Source organism: Pseudomonadota bacterium, from assembly GCA_016711215.1.
Lineage (GTDB): Bacteria > Myxococcota_A > Polyangia.
Map to the genome: position 1 here is coordinate 398,683 of JADJTL010000002.1, position 15,841 is coordinate 414,523.

Here is a 15,841-nt window from a genome sequence, read left to right on the forward strand (position 1 = left end):
GCCACTCAGGTCCGTCCCTCGGCCTCGCGCCGAAGGAGCCTGAGCGGCCCGCGACCGCAAGTCAGCGGTCGATGAGGACCTCCTTGAACTCGTCGTCAAGCAGCTGTAAATCAGCCTTTTGCTGGCGAACCAAGCGAGAGGCCTCGCTCGTCTTCGCCTCTTTCAGCGCCCAGCTGACGTCGATAACGCCAACGTCGGAGCGCAGCACCAGGTCGCGAAAGCGGTGCTCGATCTCTCTGTAGCCGTCGTGGGCCACGCCGCCGATGACCCGGTCGCTGGCGGCGCGGTAGCTCGCCAGTTCGCCGCGCTGCACACTGAGGCGCTCGGCCTCCTCGGCGAGGGTAACGCGGACCTTGGTCAGGCGCGCTTCGACTGCGCTTTCAAGCTCGGCGTTGAAGAGGCGTAGCGTCGTGTCGACGGCGTCACAGCGCGCCAGCAGCGTATCCGTAGTCGCGAGCTCCTGCTGACTGGCGTTGGGCAGCCGCGCGCGGTAGACGCTGAGGAGCTGATGCTCACGCTCGACCAAGGTGCGAAAGCGCTCCTTCGAGGCCCGTTCAGCGAGCTCCTGCGGTCCGCCGACACCCGCTGCCTCGCGGGCGTTGGCGAGCTCCATTTCGAGCGCGTCGGCCTCACGGTCGAGCGCGACGACCGCAGCACGAATCGTGCTCGCCTCGCGCTCAAAGCCCTGCCGTATCGTGGGATCGCGGCCCGAGGGCGAGTCAGCGAAGAACTTCTCGACCGCGACGAGCTGCGCGCGGACATTCGCCACCGTCAGGCCGATTCGGCTCAGCTCGGCCTCGAGCTCGGCGACGCGCGCTTCGCGCGCGCGGGCGCGCCTGCCGAAGCTCGCAGGGTCGGTCGGCAGCTTGCTAATCTGGCCATCGAGCGCGGCGCGCTCGCGGGCGAGCTGGGCGAGTTGTCCGCGTTCGGCCGGGCCGAGGAGCGGGTAGGTCAGGTCGCGTTCCCGGCGGAGCAGGCGCTGGCGCAGCTGCGCCAGTCGATTCTCAAGCTCGACCGTCGCCTCGCGCGCCGCCGCATAGCCGGCGAAGACGCGGAGCCTCTGGGGTGAGTCGATCACGCTCTGCACACGCTTAAGGATGCGGTCACCCTGGTCCAGGGTCGCGCTGAGGTCGCCTAGATCGCCGACGACGGCCAAGCCGCGTCGCACGGGCGGTAGTTCCTTGACCCAGTCGTTCACCAAGCGTGGTACCTCGGCGGCGAGGGCCAGCGCGCCAGCGCCGCGCTCAAGGTCGCGCGCCAGGAGCGCGTTGAAGAAGGTGGTCAGATCGCTGTGCTTCGCCAGCAGGGCGGCCATCGTCTCGCGGGCCGGGTCGAAGCGGTCGTGCAGCTTGGCGAAGAGCTGCGACGCCCGGCCCCATTGGCCAAGGCGGATCAACAGGTTCCCGCGCAGGATCGAGACCTCGGGGACGAGCGAGCTGTCGGGCTGCGCGAGCACGAGCAGGTCGAGCGCCCGCAGCGCGGCGTCGAGACGCTGCTGTTTGATGTAGACCCAGGCCGTCTCGTAGAGGGCGGTATCAAAGGTGGCGAGCTCGCGCGAGACCTGTTCGTAGTGCTTGGCGGCACCGACCAGCTCCCCCTGTTGGTAGAGCAAGCGACCGAGCGCCAGGTGGGTCAGGTCGAGGAGCTGTTGCTCTACCGGGCTGACGGCGGCCCGGGAGGCCGCGGGAGCGCGGCCCGAGGCTCGGAGCTCGGCTGCGGCGGAGCGCAGCGTCGGATCGGCCAAGATGCTCGCAAAGGCGGCTCTTGCCTGGGCGTAGTCCTTTTGCGCGACGAGGCAGGCGCCGATGAAATAGCGCGCCTGGCGGTAGAGCGGTGATCCGGGGGCGATCGAGCGAAAGAGCGCAAGGGCCTCTTCGAGGTGGCGCGCGAAGAAATGGTACTTCCCGCTAACGTAGAGCGTCGCTGGCTCCGTCTCGAGGACTGGGATCCGGGCCAGCGCCTGCACCTGGGGCTCGGCTGCCGCGAGGTCACCCGTACTGAGCGCCACGGCGATCAGCCGCGCTAGGCCGCGCTGGTAGAAGGGTCCGGGGCCGCGCGCGACCAGGGTGGTGAGCTGGCGCCGCGCGCCGAGGAATTCCCGCTGGCGGTAGAGGGCGTCGCCGAGATAGTAGAGCGCCTCGGCGTAGCCCGCCGTGGCTTGGAAGCGCTGCACATAGTCGAGGAAGAGGGTCGCAGCCTGGCTGTAGTCGCCGAGCCGGTAGAGAAGCTTCGCCGTGACCAGGCGCTGCGGTGCGGTCTGTGCGCCCGTGCCCGCGTCGGCTCCTTGGAAGCGCTGGCCGAGCTGACTCGCCTGGAGCTCCAACTGGTCGACCTCGGCCTGCACGGCGCGCTCCGGTCCGGCATCGACCAGAGCTGGCGCCGCCGTCGCGGCGAGTGCAGCGGCGATCGCGAGCATGGGCCGGGCCGTCGCGGCAAACGGCACACGTTTCATTGCGCGGCCCCCTTGGCCGTCACGCTGAAGAGCGCTGCCTTGAATTCGATCGCCGGGCGCTCCGTGAGCTCGGTCGTGGCGTTGCCCTTTTCGAAGCCGCGGACGGTGATCACGTTCTGCCGCCCCTCCGAGGTCGTGAAGGTGTGGCTGGCGCGGACGTTGTACCGGTAGCCCTTGAGGTAGGTGAAGATCCCGTAGCCGTGCCCGCGATAGACCATCGTCACGGAGAGGGTGTGATTGCCTGGGGTGATGCTGCCGTTGAAGACCTCGAAGGTCCGCTTGAGGTCGAGCTCACCATCCTCGGCGGCGCGCGAGAAGATCTCCTTGCCATCGAGGCCGTACGCCAGCCTGGTCAAACGAAAGGCGCTGCCCATCTCATTCGAGTGCGTGATGATCGCGCGTGAGCCGGCGATCATCCCGTGGAGCACGGTCTCCTTGAGCAGGTTGAGGCGCGCCTTGGAGCGAAAGACGCGCTCCTTGAGCTCGTTGACCCGCTGCTCCAGCGTCCGCAACCGGATCGTGTTGGAGGTCGTCGTGCCGGGCGCTGCGACCGCAGGATCGGCCTTGGCCGCAGCGTCGCCTGGCGCATCTCCCGACGCTGCAGTGGCGCCTTCGCCGCCAGGAGCGCTGGCGTTGGCTGCCGGTGCCGCTGGCGCCGACGGCACCGGAGCGGCACCCGCCCCTTGGGCGGGGCTCACCGGAGCCAACAGCGAGAGGGCGACAAGACCCGAGAGGGCAATCCGTACTCTATTCCGCATGGCTGTCACTCTCCTCAAGACCTCGGACGCGGTCGCACCCTACCGCAGCACCCAGATGAGGCGCGAATTTGAAGGCCAGCGACGGCGTTGTCACTGGGCGATACCGACCTCGGAAACCCGGCGGAAGCCGGGAAGCGCGCTGCAACCCGCCCGCGGCGGTCGCACGTACCTGGACGGGCGACCGCAGGGCAGTCGGGGTAAACCAGCCAAAGACCCACGAAATCGGGCGCTGGTATAACAGACGCGGCCGAGCGGTGTCAACGAGAGCGCCTTTTTTCGAGGCCGAGTCGATCCGGTCCGGTAACGCGCGCTTGCCTGGTCGAGGGCATTTGAGTGCGCGCTGACGTCGCTCGTGGCCGGCGCGCGGGTCGTGGCCGGCCTTTCAACTCGGCGGCGCGACGCCCTCGACCAGCGGCTCCACCGCGAGCGAAGCCAAGGCGTGGCCGATCTCGGCCAGCAGGCGATCCAGGCCTTTGCGCGTAGCGCCAGAGATGACACAGGGATCGGACACGCCCGCCTCCGCGAGCTCCGCGAGAATCGCGGCCTGGCGGGCGCTATCGAGCAGATCGGCCTTGTTCAGCGCCACGAGGATCGGGCGCTCGGACAGGGCCGGATCGTGCGCCGCAAGCTCGCGCCGGAGGAGACGAAAGTCGTCGACGGGACCACCCTCCCGGCCCTCCAGGGCATGGCGGTCGTCGAGCAGGAAGAGCAGGATCTGGGTGCGCTCGATGTGGCGCAGAAAGCGGTGGCCGAGGCCCGCGCCCGCCGATGCTCCGGCGATCAGGCCGGGTATATCCGCCATGACGCAGGAGTGCTCCTCGCCCAGGCGCACGAGGCCTAGGCCGGGCGTCAGGGTGGTGAAGGGATAATCGGCGATCTTGGGCCGCGCGGCCGAGAGGGCGGCCAAGAGCGTCGACTTGCCGGCGTTGGGGAGTCCGACCAGCCCGACCTCGGCGACGAGCTTGAGCTCGAGGCGGAGGCGCCGCTTCTCCCCCTCGCCTCCGGGGTTCGCGCGGCGTGGGGCGCGGTTGGTCGAACTGGCGAAGTGGATGTTGCCCCACCCGCCGCGTCCGCCACGCGCCGCCACAAAACGCATGCCGGGCTGAGAGAGATCCGCCAGCAGCTCACCGCTCGGTGCAGCGTAGACGATCGTGCCGCAAGGAACGGGCACGATCAGGTCTTCGGCGCAGCGGCCATAGCAATCGCTTCCGAGGCCGTGGCCGCCGCGGTCCGCGCGGTAGTGGCGTCGGTAGCGCTGATCGAGGAGCGTGCCGAGCTGCGGGTCGGCGACGAGCACGACGTCGCCACCATTGCCGCCGTCACCGCCCGACGGTCCGCCGCGCGGCACCAGCGCCTCGCGCCGAAAGGCCACGCAACCACGCCCTCCGTCACCGGCGGCGACCTCGATCTCTACCTCATCAATGAAACGCATGGACGCCACGAGCCGCGACCTGGCGCGGCGGGCCCCGCCCGCGGCCATCGCCGCTGCGGAGCGCCAAGAACTCGGGTTCCGCGGCTCTAGCTCGCCTGCGGCGGCTGGATCGGAGCGGCGTCCGGCTTGATCGAGACGCGCTTGCGAGCTCCGCGGAAGGTCTCGAAGAGGACAACGCCGTCGGTCAAGGCGAAGAGCGTGTAGTCGCGCCCCATGCCGACGTTGGAGCCGGGATGAAAGCGCGTCCCCACCTGCCTGACGAGGATATTGCCGGCCCGCACCTGCTCACCGCCGTAGCGCTTGACGCCACGGTACTGCGGATTGGAGTCACGCCCGTTGCGCGAGCTTCCCTGGCCCTTTTTATGTGCCATCGAACTTCGTCCTTCCGCGCAGCGTCAGCCGGCAGCGATCTCGGTGATCTTGATCGCGGTGAAGGGTTGACGGTGGCCAGCCTTGCGGCGGTAGCGCTTGCGCCGACGATACTTGAAGATCAGCACCTTGCGCTCGCGGCCGTGCTCGACGATCTCCGCGCGCACGGCCGCGCCATCGACCAGGGGACGCCCAACCTGAAGCTGCTCGCCGCCAGCGAGCAACAACACCTGGGAAAGCTGGATCGGATCTCCGACGCTGCCTTCGAGCTTTTCGACGTGAATCACGTCTCCGGGCGCCACGCGGTACTGCTTACCGCCGGTGCGAACCACGGCATACATGGAGGTCGCTCCTTATCGCGATCCCGGCCACGGGCGACCCACCGAACGTCGGCGAGTGCTTGTCGTGCCCGCGGGGCCTGGGCCGAGGGCGCAGTCTATCCAGGGCCGTTCCGCTGTCAAGGATCAACCGGCGAGGATGTGGCAGCCAAGATCAAGCAGCCAAGATCAAACAGCCAGGGTGAGCCGGCTCAGCCGACAGCGGCGCGCCAAGGGGCCCCGCGGCGTCGGCGCGGCGGGCCGAGGGCAGCGCGGCCGTGGCTTGCCAGGGGAACAGGTGCGGGGGGTCGACACCGAGTTCCGGGGACGCCGAGCGGCGGCCAGCCAGCCTTCAGCCGTCGAGGAGCTGCTGGAGCAGGGTGTTGACGAGCTTCGGGTTGGCCTTGCCCTCCGTTGCCTGCATCACCTGGCCGACGAACCAACCCATCAGCTTGGTCTTGCCGGCGCGGTAAGCGGCGACGCGGTCGGCGTGCGCCTCCACCACCGCGCGTACCGCCTGCTCGAGCGCCGCGCTGTCGCTCTGCTGAAAGAGGTCGCCGTCGGTGGCGATCTTCAGCGCGCTGCCGCCGCTGGTCCACATCTTGGCCCAGATATCCTTGGCCAGCTTGCCGCTGACCTTCCCGCTCTCCACCAAGCCGAGGAGCTCGGCCATCCCCGCCGGTGCCACCGGCGCCCGTGCCACGTCGCGCGCGTCGTCCACCCGGGAGAGCAGCTCCGTCAGCATCCAGTTGGCGACCCGCTTGGGACTGCCGCCGGCGGCCACGGCGAGGTGATAGTAGTCGGTCAGCTCGGTCTCGCGCGTCAGCTCGGTGGCGTCATAGTCCGAGAGCCCGCCCTCCTCCATCAGGCGCTGCCGCCGCTGCAGGGGCAGCTCGGGCAGCGCGACACGCAGGCTCTCGATCAGTCGCTCATCGATCTCGACCGGCGGAAGGTCGGGCTCCGGAAAATAGCGGTAGTCATGCGCCTCCTCCTTCGAGCGCATCGCCTCGGTGCGCCCGACCTCGGCACTCCACTGGCGCGTTTCCTGTTGGATCGCCTGGCCGCGGGCGAGCAGCTCGCTCTGCCGCTCGATTTCATACTCGAGCGCCTTCTGCACGAAGCGAAACGAGTTGATGTTCTTGATCTCGACCTTGGTCCCGAGGGCCTGCTGGCCCCACGGGCGCAGGGAGATATTGGCGTCGCAGCGCAACGAGCCCTGTTCGAGGTTGCCGTCGCAGATCCCGAGCGCCCGCACGATGCCGCGCAGCGTGCGCATGTACTCCGCGGCCTCCGCCGGCGCGCGCAGATCGGGCTCGCTGACGACCTCGATCAGCGGCACGCCCGCGCGATTGAGATCTACGAGCGAGGCCGCCCCGGTGGCCAGATGGATGTTCTTTCCGGCGTCCTCTTCGAGATGAATCCGCGTCAGCCTGACCGAGCGCAGCTGCCCCTCATGCCAGATCTCCACCGCGCCGTGCTCGGCCAGCGGCTCGTCGTATTGGGAGATCTGATAGCCCTTGGGCAGATCGGGATAGAAGTAGTTCTTGCGGGCAAAGCGACTGCGGCGACGAATCGTGCCGCCGGTGGCCAGCGCCAGCTTCAAGGCCAGCACGATCGCTTGCTCGTTGAGCACGGGAAGCACACCAGGCTGCCCGCTGCAGACCGCGCAGACGTTGCTATTCGGCGGCGCCCCGAACTGCGTGCTACAGGCGCAGAAGAGCTTGCTCTGCGTCGCCAGCTGCACGTGGACCTCGAGACCGATCACCACTTCCCAGGGCATCGTCATCGCCGCACCTCGGGCACACGCCGATGCCAGTCGTGGGCCTGCTCGTAGGCCCCGGCTACCGCAAAGACCTGCTCCTCACCGAGCGGCCGCCCGAGCACCTGGAGCCCGATCGGCAGCCCCTGACTGCTGAAACCACAGGGCAGGGAGAGACCCGGTAGGCCGGCGAGGTTGCAGGAGATGGTGTAGATGTCGGCGAGGTACATCTGCAGCGGGTCATCCAACCGTTCGCCGAGCTTGAAGGCGGTGATCGGCGAGGTCGGCACGACGATCGCGTCGCAGCGCTCGAAGGCCTGGCTGAAGTCCTGGCGGATCAGCGTGCGCACGCGCTGCCCCTTGGCATAGTACGCGTCGTAGTAGCCCGCCGAGAGCGCGAAGGTGCCGAGGATGATGCGCCGCTTGACCTCGGGGCCGAAGCCGTCATGGCGCGTACGGCTGTAGAGGTCGCCCAGATCCTGCGGTCGCGCGGCGCGCATGCCGAAGCGCACGCCGTCGTAGCGCGCGAGGTTCGAGGAGGCCTCGGCGGTGCAGAGCAGGTAGTAGGTGGCGATCGCGTACTTGGTGTGGGGCAGCGAGATCTCGACCAGCTCGGCGCCCTGCCCGACGAGCTCGTCGATGGCCGCGCGCACGGCGCCTTCGATCTCGGGGTCGAGGCCTGCGGCGAAATACTCGGCCGGGACGCCGATGCGCAGCCCGCGCACGCCGCGGCGGCACGCCTCGCGATAGCGGCCCACCGGCTGCGGCAAGCTGGTCGCGTCGAGCGGATCGTGGCCGGCGATGACCTCCAGCAGCGCGGCCGCGTCCTCGGTCGTGCGGGCGAGCGGGCCGACCTGATCCAGACTCGACGCAAAGGCGATCACGCCGTAGCGGCTGACCCGCCCGTAGGTTGGCTTGATCCCGACGGCGCCACAAAGCGCTGCCGGCTGGCGAATCGATCCGCCCGTGTCGGTGCCGAGCGCGCCGAGACAGAGCCGTGCAGCCACGGCGGCGGCCGAACCGCCCGAGGACCCGCCCGGCACGCGCTCGATGTCCCAGGGGTTGCGGCAGGCGCCGAAGGCCGAGTTCTCGTTCGACGAGCCCATCGCGAACTCGTCCATGTTGGCTTTGCCGAGCACCACCGCACCCGCGGCGCGCAGGCGCGCGGAGGGCATGCCCTCGTAGGGCGGCACCCAATCGGCGAGGATGCGCGAGCCGCAGGTGGTGCGCAGTCCACGCGTGACGAAGATATCCTTGAGCGCGATCGGCACCCCGGCCAGCGCGCCGACGTCCTCACCGCGCGCGAGGCGAGCGTCGATGGCCCGCGCGGCCTCGAGGGCGCCGTCGGCGTCGACCGTGATGTAGGCGTGCAGGATAGGGTCGAGCTCGGCGATTCGCGCGAGGTAGGCTCGAGCCACCTCCACGGCGCTGAGCTGCTTGCTGCGCACCTGCTCGGCGAGAGCGGTCGCTGTCAGCTCGAGGATCTCCACCATCGCCTCCAGGCAACGGCCAGACAGCCGTCACTCGATGATCTCAGTCGATGATCTCAGTCGATGATCTTGGGCACCACGAAATAGCCGTCCTCGTGGAGCGGCGCCGGACTCAGCAGCAGCGCCCGCGCCAGGGAGGGACGCGTCACATCGGACCGCTGCGGGCAGGCCAAGGGCAGGACGTGCGAGGTCGGCTCGACAGCACTGGTGTCGAGCTCGTCCAGCTGCTCGAAATGGGCGACGAGGCGGCTGAGTTGTGCCGCGAGGGCCAGGGTCTCCTCGCTGGAGAGCTGCAGGCGCGCCAGCTCACCGACTCTTTGCACCTGCTCTGGACTGATCTTCATCGAGGGCACCTGTTGTGCTGTGAACGCGGCAGCCAGCCGCGCGCTCAAGTGAAGCCCTATCGCGCCTATCGCGCCTATCGCGCCCTATCGCGCCTATCGCGTCTTGCCGGGCAAGGCCAAGCGACGAGGTCAGCGCGTCCCTGCCGCCTCGCGGCGGAAAGCCCAAAGACCAGCCGCTTATAACGCACGCTCGGTGCGCGCAGCAATGGCTTAGCCCGCCTCCACAGGCGCCTGCCGGACGCTCGGCCGGGCCACATAGCAACTCAGGCTCGGGTGGGTCGCTGGCGGTGACCGCGGCCGAAACGCCCTTCCCCGCGCTCAGGTCGTTCTCCGATCGTGTCATTTTGCCCCAGGGCTTTTCTGGACGCGGGTCGTGCGGCGTCAGTTTGACTCGTGGGCAGCAACCGACCGGCGAGTTCGCTGGCGTCTGTTGTTGCAAGGCCTTTAAACTGAACGCTTTATTATCTTCTTCGAGTTTGGCACAGCACCTGCTTCACTCGCAGGTGGGGTGGTCTGCTTTCAGACCATCGGAGCGCAACCCGCGGGAGGACCGTGATGTTCCGAGCCGCGAAAATTCTCGTCCCGACGGATTTCTCGGCCTGCTCTCGCCTGGCCCTCGACTATGCCCTGTTCTTCGCGGAGCACTTGGGCTCGCAGATCGACCTGCTGCATGTGTGGGAGCCGCCGCGCTACGTGATTCCGGAGGTCACGGTTCAGCTTCCGGGCGAGGTCAGGCAATCCCTGGCGAGCTTCGCGCGAGCGGCCGCCGGCAAGGAAATGAATGAGCTCCTGGCGCTGCTGGCAGCGCCGGATCACGTCCAGGTGCGCGGGCGCCTCGAGTCGGGCGATCCGACGGAGACCGTCGTCGAGCTCGCCGCGCGGGAAGGCTTCGAGCTCGTGGTGATGGGAACCCACGGACGAACTGGCCTCTCGCACGTCTTTCTGGGGAGCGTCGCGGAGAAGATCGTGCGCCGAGCGAGCTGCCCGGTGCTAACGATTCGCCACAGCGGTGGGGAGCAGACGGGGCTCAGGTCGTCGGAGCGGCCCGAGTAGCAGGCGTCACCAAGGTCGTGGGCGTTAGGTGGACGAGGGCTTAGCCGAGCCGCGGCGCGCGAGCCGGCACAGCGAAGGGACGATAACGATGGGAGAACTCTGGAGCAGTGTACCGGCCCGTCGGCTGCGGGTGCTGGTCCGCGAAACGCACTTTGGCGACGGCATCACCTCGAGACAGCTCAAGGTGGTCTGCCGCCGGCGGGATCGCTGCGTGCCCGTGCAGCAGTGCAGCAGCTGCGAGCGATGCCAGGGCTTTTCGCTCGACCACAGCGGCCAACACAGCTTTCTGAGCTGCAGCTTCGCCGCGGAGGCGCCGAGAGCCTCGTCGGCGGCCGGCGAATGGCCCGACGCGGAGTCCTCGCTGAGTGCCGGCGAACGCACGCCGGTCGCGCAGGTGATGACCCAGGACGTGGTCTGCGTGACTGAGGACCTGGACATCGGTGAGCTGACGCGGCTGCTGCTATCGCGCAACATCAGCGGCGTCCCTGTCGTCGATGCGCAGGGCAACCCGGTCGGCGTGGTCTCAAAGACCGACCTGCTGCGCGAGGTCTTCGAGCGGCCGCTCCCCGACGGGCCTCCGCTGACCGTAGAGCAAAGCGCAAGACCACCCGTTCAACAATGGGACGAGCGGGACGCGTGCGGCGAGCCGCGGCCCCGCGACGAGGGCGATGCCTACGCCCTGGGGTCGGGCTTCCACGAAGAGGTGGTTTCGCGGGGTGTCGTGCGGGATATCATGACGCCGATCACCTATTCGCTGCGCGCCAGCACCTCGCTTGCCCAGGCGGCTGCGCTGATGGCCTTCGAGGGCGTCCATCGGCTGCCGATCGTCGCCGACAACAGCGGAGAGGTCGTCGGCCTGCTCTCGGCGCTCGACGTGCTGCGGTGGCTCGGCGAACAAAATGGCTATTTGACGCGACCGAGGCCGGATAACACGGGGCTGATCCCATGAGCATGGGTGGGGTCGCCCTACCGAACACGAGCGCAAGACAGGCTCAGGCAGGCGCCATGCGGCGCGGCGGAAGGCGAGGGTAGTCGTGTACCGGCTCAAGGCGAAGGACCTGATGGCGACCGAGCTGATCACGCTCGATAAGAGCGAGACGCTCGACCTCGCCGATGAGATCATGCGGCTGGCGCGAGTGCGTCATCTCCCTGTGCTGGATGATGGGCATCTGGCGGGTCTCGTGACCCACCGCGATATTCTGCGAGCGCAGGTGAGCGCACTCGCGGGGCTGAGCCGCGACCAGTCGCGCCGACTCGAGGCCAAGATCCCCGTGGTCGAGATCATGACCAGCGGCGTGCGGAGCGTCGCGCCGGACGCGCCGGCAGTCGAGGTGGCCCGCATCATGCGCGATCATAAATTCGGCTGCGTGCCTGTCGTCGACGGAGGTCGCTTGGTCGGGATCATCACCGAAGCAGACTTCCTCGATCTCGTCGTGCGCGCGCTCGACGAAGCCGAACCGAAGCACTCGCCAAAGGCCACTCCGCCCTGAGGCGCGGCCGCGCCCTGTCTCTCCTGTCTCTCCGATGCCTGGCCGTGTCCCGCCGACGCGCCTCGATCGGCTGGGGCGAGTCTAGCTGGGGCGAGTCTATCCGCCGAGCCGCGCTTGTCGGCCGGACCACGCGCCGCGGGGGTAGCGCGCTCAGTATTGCAGCAGGCCCGCCCAGCTCAGGCAGGGCGCGGTCGGCCCCTTGGCCTGCAGCCCCGCCTCTGCGCGATACTCGGCCTCGGCCTGTAGCCAGTCGGCCACCGGATCGCGACCGCCCGTCTCCAGCGAGATGAAGTACGCTCGCAGTCGAATCCTGTCTTCGGTGGCCGCCCAATGTCCCGGTACGACATGGTCGTGGTCGGCCGCGGCGGTGGGACGAGCCCAAAGGGGTGTTGCGTGAGGTGTTAGCATCGGCAAGCCTCCTGCCGCTGTAGCTCAGCAAGTCCCGTACCTGTAGGGCAGCCGTTGAGGCCCAGGGACGCTGACCGCGGCGGCAGGGATGGCGCGGCGAGGTTGCGCTCAACCCCGCCTATTCAGCTACTTATAAAGCACTCCTGGGGAATGTACCTTGGGTTGCACATCGGGTGCCTGGTAGCGCGGGTCCTGCTCTCCGCCTTCAAAGCCGTGCCTGGCGCCGAAAACGGTCGAATGGCGCCACTCGAGGCGCAGCACCGGGGCAAATCGACCCGGTGGGCGGCGGTGGCGGCAAAGCACCAGCGCGGAACACTAGCGCAGGAAGTTCGGCACGCCGGAAAGCCGCGGCGCATGATCCGCGAAATCGGCGATCAGTCGACGATGCGAAGGCGCGAGCGCCGCGAATTGAAAGGCCATCAGTTGATAGGCGGCGCGGCGTCGCTCGCGCACGAGCGCCGCACGCGCGACGATGGTGCGATCGGCGCCGGGCAGTTCGAACTCGAGCCAGCAGCGCGAGGGCCTCGGGTCGTCCTGGCCCCAGGCCCGCGCCAGCATCATCCCTCCAGGGCTGATGTCGGCAGACTGGCATAGGAACACGTCCTCACCGCGGTGCTGCTTCACAGCCACGGCTACGGGCGCCCGATGGGTAGACCGACGATTCGGCACGGACATGAAGTTTCCCCTCCAGCGCGCGCTCTCGACTGCGGCGAACGGCCCAGCGAAACGCGGCAGGGGTACTTTATACGACTTTATCCTACATGTAGCATTTCCCCTCCATGGGCCGTCGGGGTCGCGCTTTCAAGACTGAGGTTGGCGCCTTATACTGTGCGTCGCTCCGGGGCCTGGGTGAGCGGGCGATGAGCGGCCGACGGTCGTTCGTGGTCGACCGCTGGCCCTGTCCAGCTTGAAGGGAACGTGCATTGCGGCCAAGGCTCGGAGATCCCCTCGCACGGCGACGCTGTATGCCGCGGCGCTCCGCTTTCCCGGGCGGCGACAGCTGCCGCGGGCTGCGGTGGTCGCCTGCCTCGCGTCGCTCGCGCTCGGGTGCAGCGGCGACTCGGCCGGTCCGGTCGGCGATGAGGCGAGGGCGAGGGCGCATACCTTCGGACTGCTCACCCTGCGCCTTGCGCCACGCTCGGCCAGCCCCCAGGCGGCGATCGGCGCCGCGACCCGATTGGAGCTCTCGGCGACGGCCCACCTGGCCCGCTTCCGTGGCCTGAGTCAGGTCCAAGTGGCACGCCTGCTGGCGCTGCCGCTCGACCCCAAACGGGAGCTCCCGCCGCTGCAGGAGTGCGGCTGGTTCGACGCGCTGCGTGACGGGGACGAGCAGGATGTCGCGGGCGCCGACGAGGGCGAGATCGATCTGCTCGAGGCGGGCGATATCCGGGTCCAGACCGCTGGGCAGAGCCTCGCGCTGCGCCCGCGCTCGTTCGCGGGCCTGCTGCCCTTCGTCGCCGGCACGGTCTACGAGGAGGCGCAGGGGCAGATCCGGGGGGAATTGCAGCAGGCCCCCGTCGAGATCGGCGCCATCGGCGGCACGACGGTGGGCGCGTTCGCGCTCCGGGTGCTGCCGCCGGCGCTCCCTGCCGTGGTGGTCACGCTGCCGGCCGTGGCGGTTGGCGACGCAGCCGGCGCCGCGGGCAGCGACGCGAGGCCAGCGCTCGAGCTGCGCTGGTCGGTGGATCGCGGCCCGCCGGGCACGATGCCAGACACGATGCCGGACACGATGTACCTCGAGCTGCAGCATGCCGAGGAGCAGGGGGGACCGGTCCTGCGCTGCACCGTGAGCGACGCCGGGTTCTTCGTCTTGCCGGGGCGGCTGCTCGAGGCGCTCGACCCGCTGGCGAAGGGCGACCTGCTGCTCGAGACCGTGCGCCTGCGCCGCACGCCCTTTCGCGCCCGCGGGCTCGGCGAGGCCGAGGTCCGCGTACTCACCAGCCAGAGGCAGCGCCTCATAGCGCCCTGAGACCCGCGCCTCGTGGCCAGCGCGCCACGCCGCACGAGAGACGATCTGGAGCCGCGACGGATGCTCAGCCCCGCCGAGATCGAGAAGCGCTTGCTGCGCCTGCTGCCGCGGGTCGAGAAGCCTGCGCGCTATGTCGGTGGCGAGCTCAACCAGGTGGTCAAGCCGTGGGCGCGAATCCCCCTGCGGGTCGCCCTGGCCTTTCCGGACATCTACGAGATCGGGATGCCCAACCTCGGGTTGGCGGCGCTCTACGAGCTGGTCAACCAGCAGCCCGAGATGCTCGCCGAGCGCGTCTACGTGCCCTGGCCAGACATGCAGGCGCTGATGCGCGCAGACGAGCTTCCGCTCTTCTCGCTCGAGACGCGGCATGCGCTGCGCGACTTCGACCTCGTCGGTATCTCCCTGCCCTACGAGTCGATCTACACCAACGTGCTCAGCCTGCTGGCGCTGGGTGGCATCCCGCTGCTTGCCAACGCGCGCACCGACGAGGACCCGCTGGTGCTGGCGGGAGGTCACGCGACCTTCAACCCCGAGCCGATGGCCGACTTCATCGATGCCTTCGTGATCGGTGATGGCGAGGAGGCGCTGCTCGACGTCGCACATTGCTTGCTGGAGGCGAAGCGCAACGGCGCCGGCCGTGCCCAGCGCTTGCGCGCCTTGGCCGCGATCGACGGCGTCTACGTCCCCGCGCTCTATGACGTCAGCTACCACGCCGATGGGCGTGTCGCGGCCGTCGACCCGCGCGAGGACGGCGTGCCGCAGCAGATCCACAAGCGCGTGGTCGCCGTGCTGCCACCGCCGTTGACGCGACCCCTGGTCCCCAACCTCGATACCGTCCACAACCGCGTGGCGGTCGAGATCATGCGCGGCTGCACGCGCGGCTGCCGCTTCTGCCACGCGGGCATGGTGACGCGCCCGGTGCGCGAACGCAGCGTCGAGGCGATCGTCGAGGCGATCGACGCGGCGCTCGAGGCCACGGGCTTCGGTGAGGTCGGCCTGCTCTCGCTCTCCTCGTCGGACTACAGCCAGGCCCTCGAGCTCGTGCGCACGGTCGCGGCCCGCTTTGGTTCGCGTCGCATCAACATCTCGCTGCCGTCGCTGCGCATCGAGTCATTCTCCGTCGAGCTGATGCAAGCGCTGGCGGGAAACTCCCGGCGCGGCGGCTTCACGCTGGCGCCCGAGGCCGCCAGCGAGCGCATGCGCGCGATCATCAACAAGCCGGTGGCGACGTCCCAGCTCCTGGAGACGGCACGCGAGATTTTTTCGCGCGGATGGCACACGATCAAGCTCTACTTCATGATCGGGCACCCCGAGGAAACGCTCGCCGATGTCGAGGCCATCGCCGCGCTCTGTCAGGCCGTGCTCGCCGAGGGGCGCCGGGTGCTCGGCTCGCGGGCGAAGGTCCATGCCGGCATCAGCACCTTCGTCCCCAAGCCGCACACGCCCTTCCAATGGGTCCCCTGCGATTCGCTGGAGCAGATCACCGCCAAGCAGCTGCTCCTGCGCCAGCGCCTGCGTGAGCGCGCGATCAAGCTCAGCTGGTCCGACCCGCACGAGACGATGCTCGAGGCCTGGCTGGCACGTGGCGATCGCCGGCTCGGGGCCGTCGTGCTGGCGGCGTGGCAGGCCGGCGCCAGCTTCGACGCCTGGCGCGAGCACTTCCGCTTCGACCTCTGGCAACAGGCCTTCGCCGCAGCAGGGCTGGCGCCGGAGTTCTACACGCACCGCCCGCGCCCGCTGGAGGAGCGCCTGCCCTGGGAGCATATCGACGCCGGCGTGAGCCAGCGCTTCCTGCGCGAGGACCGCGCCTGGAGCGCGGCGCAGCGGCTGCGCGACGACTGCCGCGAGCGCTGCTCTGCCTGCGGCATTCTGCCGACCTTCAAGGCGCTGCGAGCGGCGCATCCGGGTCCTGGTTGGAAGTGCCCCGAGGTCGGCGGCGGCGCAGCGGCGACCGCCGCCGCTGCTGGCGCGGCAGCCGCCGGGGAGCCAGCCTGATGGCG

General features: G+C 69.1%; 15 protein-coding genes. 5 read left to right on the forward strand and 10 right to left on the reverse strand.

From position 1 onward, the window contains the following. Positions 1-61: 61 nt before the first annotated feature. The 8 genes from IPL40_06715 to gatC all read right to left on the reverse strand — a co-directional run bounded on the left by IPL40_06715 (position 62) and on the right by gatC (position 8,921). Positions 62-2,452 carry a tetratricopeptide repeat protein gene (locus tag IPL40_06715; protein MBK8480851.1) on the reverse strand — a complete coding sequence of 797 codons (2,391 nt, stop codon included), beginning with the start codon at positions 2,450-2,452 and terminating at the stop codon, positions 62-64. Further along, the gene (locus tag IPL40_06720; protein ID MBK8480852.1) at positions 2,449-3,210 is read right to left on the reverse strand and encodes a hypothetical protein; all 762 of its coding nucleotides are present in this window, start codon (positions 3,208-3,210) and stop codon (positions 2,449-2,451) included. Before IPL40_06720 ends, IPL40_06715 begins: the two co-directional genes overlap by 4 nt. A 382-nt stretch (positions 3,211-3,592) precedes the next feature. Beyond that, the gene (gene obgE, locus IPL40_06725) at positions 3,593-4,642 is read right to left on the reverse strand and encodes a GTPase ObgE (protein MBK8480853.1); all 1,050 of its coding nucleotides are present in this window, start codon (positions 4,640-4,642) and stop codon (positions 3,593-3,595) included. A gap of 86 nt (positions 4,643-4,728) precedes the next feature. Beyond that, complete coding sequence (rpmA, locus tag IPL40_06730; protein MBK8480854.1) at positions 4,729-5,013, reverse strand: 50S ribosomal protein L27; 285 nt, start codon at positions 5,011-5,013, stop codon at positions 4,729-4,731. 24 nt (positions 5,014-5,037) lie between these two features. Beyond that, positions 5,038-5,352, reverse strand: a complete 315-nt coding sequence (rplU, locus tag IPL40_06735) for a 50S ribosomal protein L21 (GenBank protein MBK8480855.1) — start codon at positions 5,350-5,352, stop codon at positions 5,038-5,040. 328 nt (positions 5,353-5,680) lie between these two features. Beyond that, entirely contained in the window at positions 5,681-7,108 is a 1,428-nt protein-coding gene (gene gatB, locus IPL40_06740) for an Asp-tRNA(Asn)/Glu-tRNA(Gln) amidotransferase subunit GatB (protein ID MBK8480856.1), read from the reverse strand. Positions 7,109-7,110: 2 nt separating this feature from the next. Further along, positions 7,111-8,577, reverse strand: a complete 1,467-nt coding sequence (gene gatA, locus IPL40_06745) for an Asp-tRNA(Asn)/Glu-tRNA(Gln) amidotransferase subunit GatA (protein MBK8480857.1) — start codon at positions 8,575-8,577, stop codon at positions 7,111-7,113. 56 nt (positions 8,578-8,633) lie between these two features. Beyond that, positions 8,634-8,921: an Asp-tRNA(Asn)/Glu-tRNA(Gln) amidotransferase subunit GatC gene (gatC, locus tag IPL40_06750; protein MBK8480858.1), complete on the reverse strand. Its 288-nt coding sequence runs from the start codon at positions 8,919-8,921 to the stop codon at positions 8,634-8,636. Between the two features lie 555 nt (positions 8,922-9,476). Here gatC and IPL40_06755 point away from each other — a divergent pair. From IPL40_06755 to IPL40_06765, 3 genes are all read left to right on the forward strand, one after another. Then, positions 9,477-9,974, forward strand: a complete 498-nt coding sequence (locus IPL40_06755; GenBank protein MBK8480859.1) for a universal stress protein — start codon at positions 9,477-9,479, stop codon at positions 9,972-9,974. 88 nt (positions 9,975-10,062) lie between these two features. Next, the gene (locus IPL40_06760) at positions 10,063-10,923 is read left to right on the forward strand and encodes a CBS domain-containing protein (GenBank protein MBK8480860.1); all 861 of its coding nucleotides are present in this window, start codon (positions 10,063-10,065) and stop codon (positions 10,921-10,923) included. 112 nt (positions 10,924-11,035) lie between these two features. Then, the gene (locus IPL40_06765; protein ID MBK8480861.1) at positions 11,036-11,464 is read left to right on the forward strand and encodes a CBS domain-containing protein; all 429 of its coding nucleotides are present in this window, start codon (positions 11,036-11,038) and stop codon (positions 11,462-11,464) included. A 150-nt stretch (positions 11,465-11,614) separates the two neighbouring features. Here the strand turns inward: IPL40_06765 and IPL40_06770 are convergent, their stop codons facing one another. Both IPL40_06770 and IPL40_06775 read right to left on the reverse strand, forming a co-directional pair. Next, a complete protein-coding gene (locus IPL40_06770; GenBank protein MBK8480862.1) occupies positions 11,615-11,872 on the reverse strand; it encodes a DUF2934 domain-containing protein in 258 nt (85 codons plus the stop codon). Between the two features lie 315 nt (positions 11,873-12,187). Beyond that, entirely contained in the window at positions 12,188-12,547 is a 360-nt protein-coding gene (locus IPL40_06775; protein MBK8480863.1) for a PilZ domain-containing protein, read from the reverse strand. Between the two features lie 340 nt (positions 12,548-12,887). On the opposite strand from IPL40_06775, the gene IPL40_06780 reads away from it, so the two are divergent. Both IPL40_06780 and IPL40_06785 read left to right on the forward strand, forming a co-directional pair. After that, positions 12,888-13,841 carry a hypothetical protein gene (locus IPL40_06780; GenBank protein ID MBK8480864.1) on the forward strand — a complete coding sequence of 318 codons (954 nt, stop codon included), beginning with the start codon at positions 12,888-12,890 and terminating at the stop codon, positions 13,839-13,841. Positions 13,842-13,901: 60 nt separating this feature from the next. Beyond that, positions 13,902-15,836 carry a TIGR03960 family B12-binding radical SAM protein gene (locus IPL40_06785; protein MBK8480865.1) on the forward strand — a complete coding sequence of 645 codons (1,935 nt, stop codon included), beginning with the start codon at positions 13,902-13,904 and terminating at the stop codon, positions 15,834-15,836. Positions 15,837-15,841: the final 5 nt, after the last annotated feature.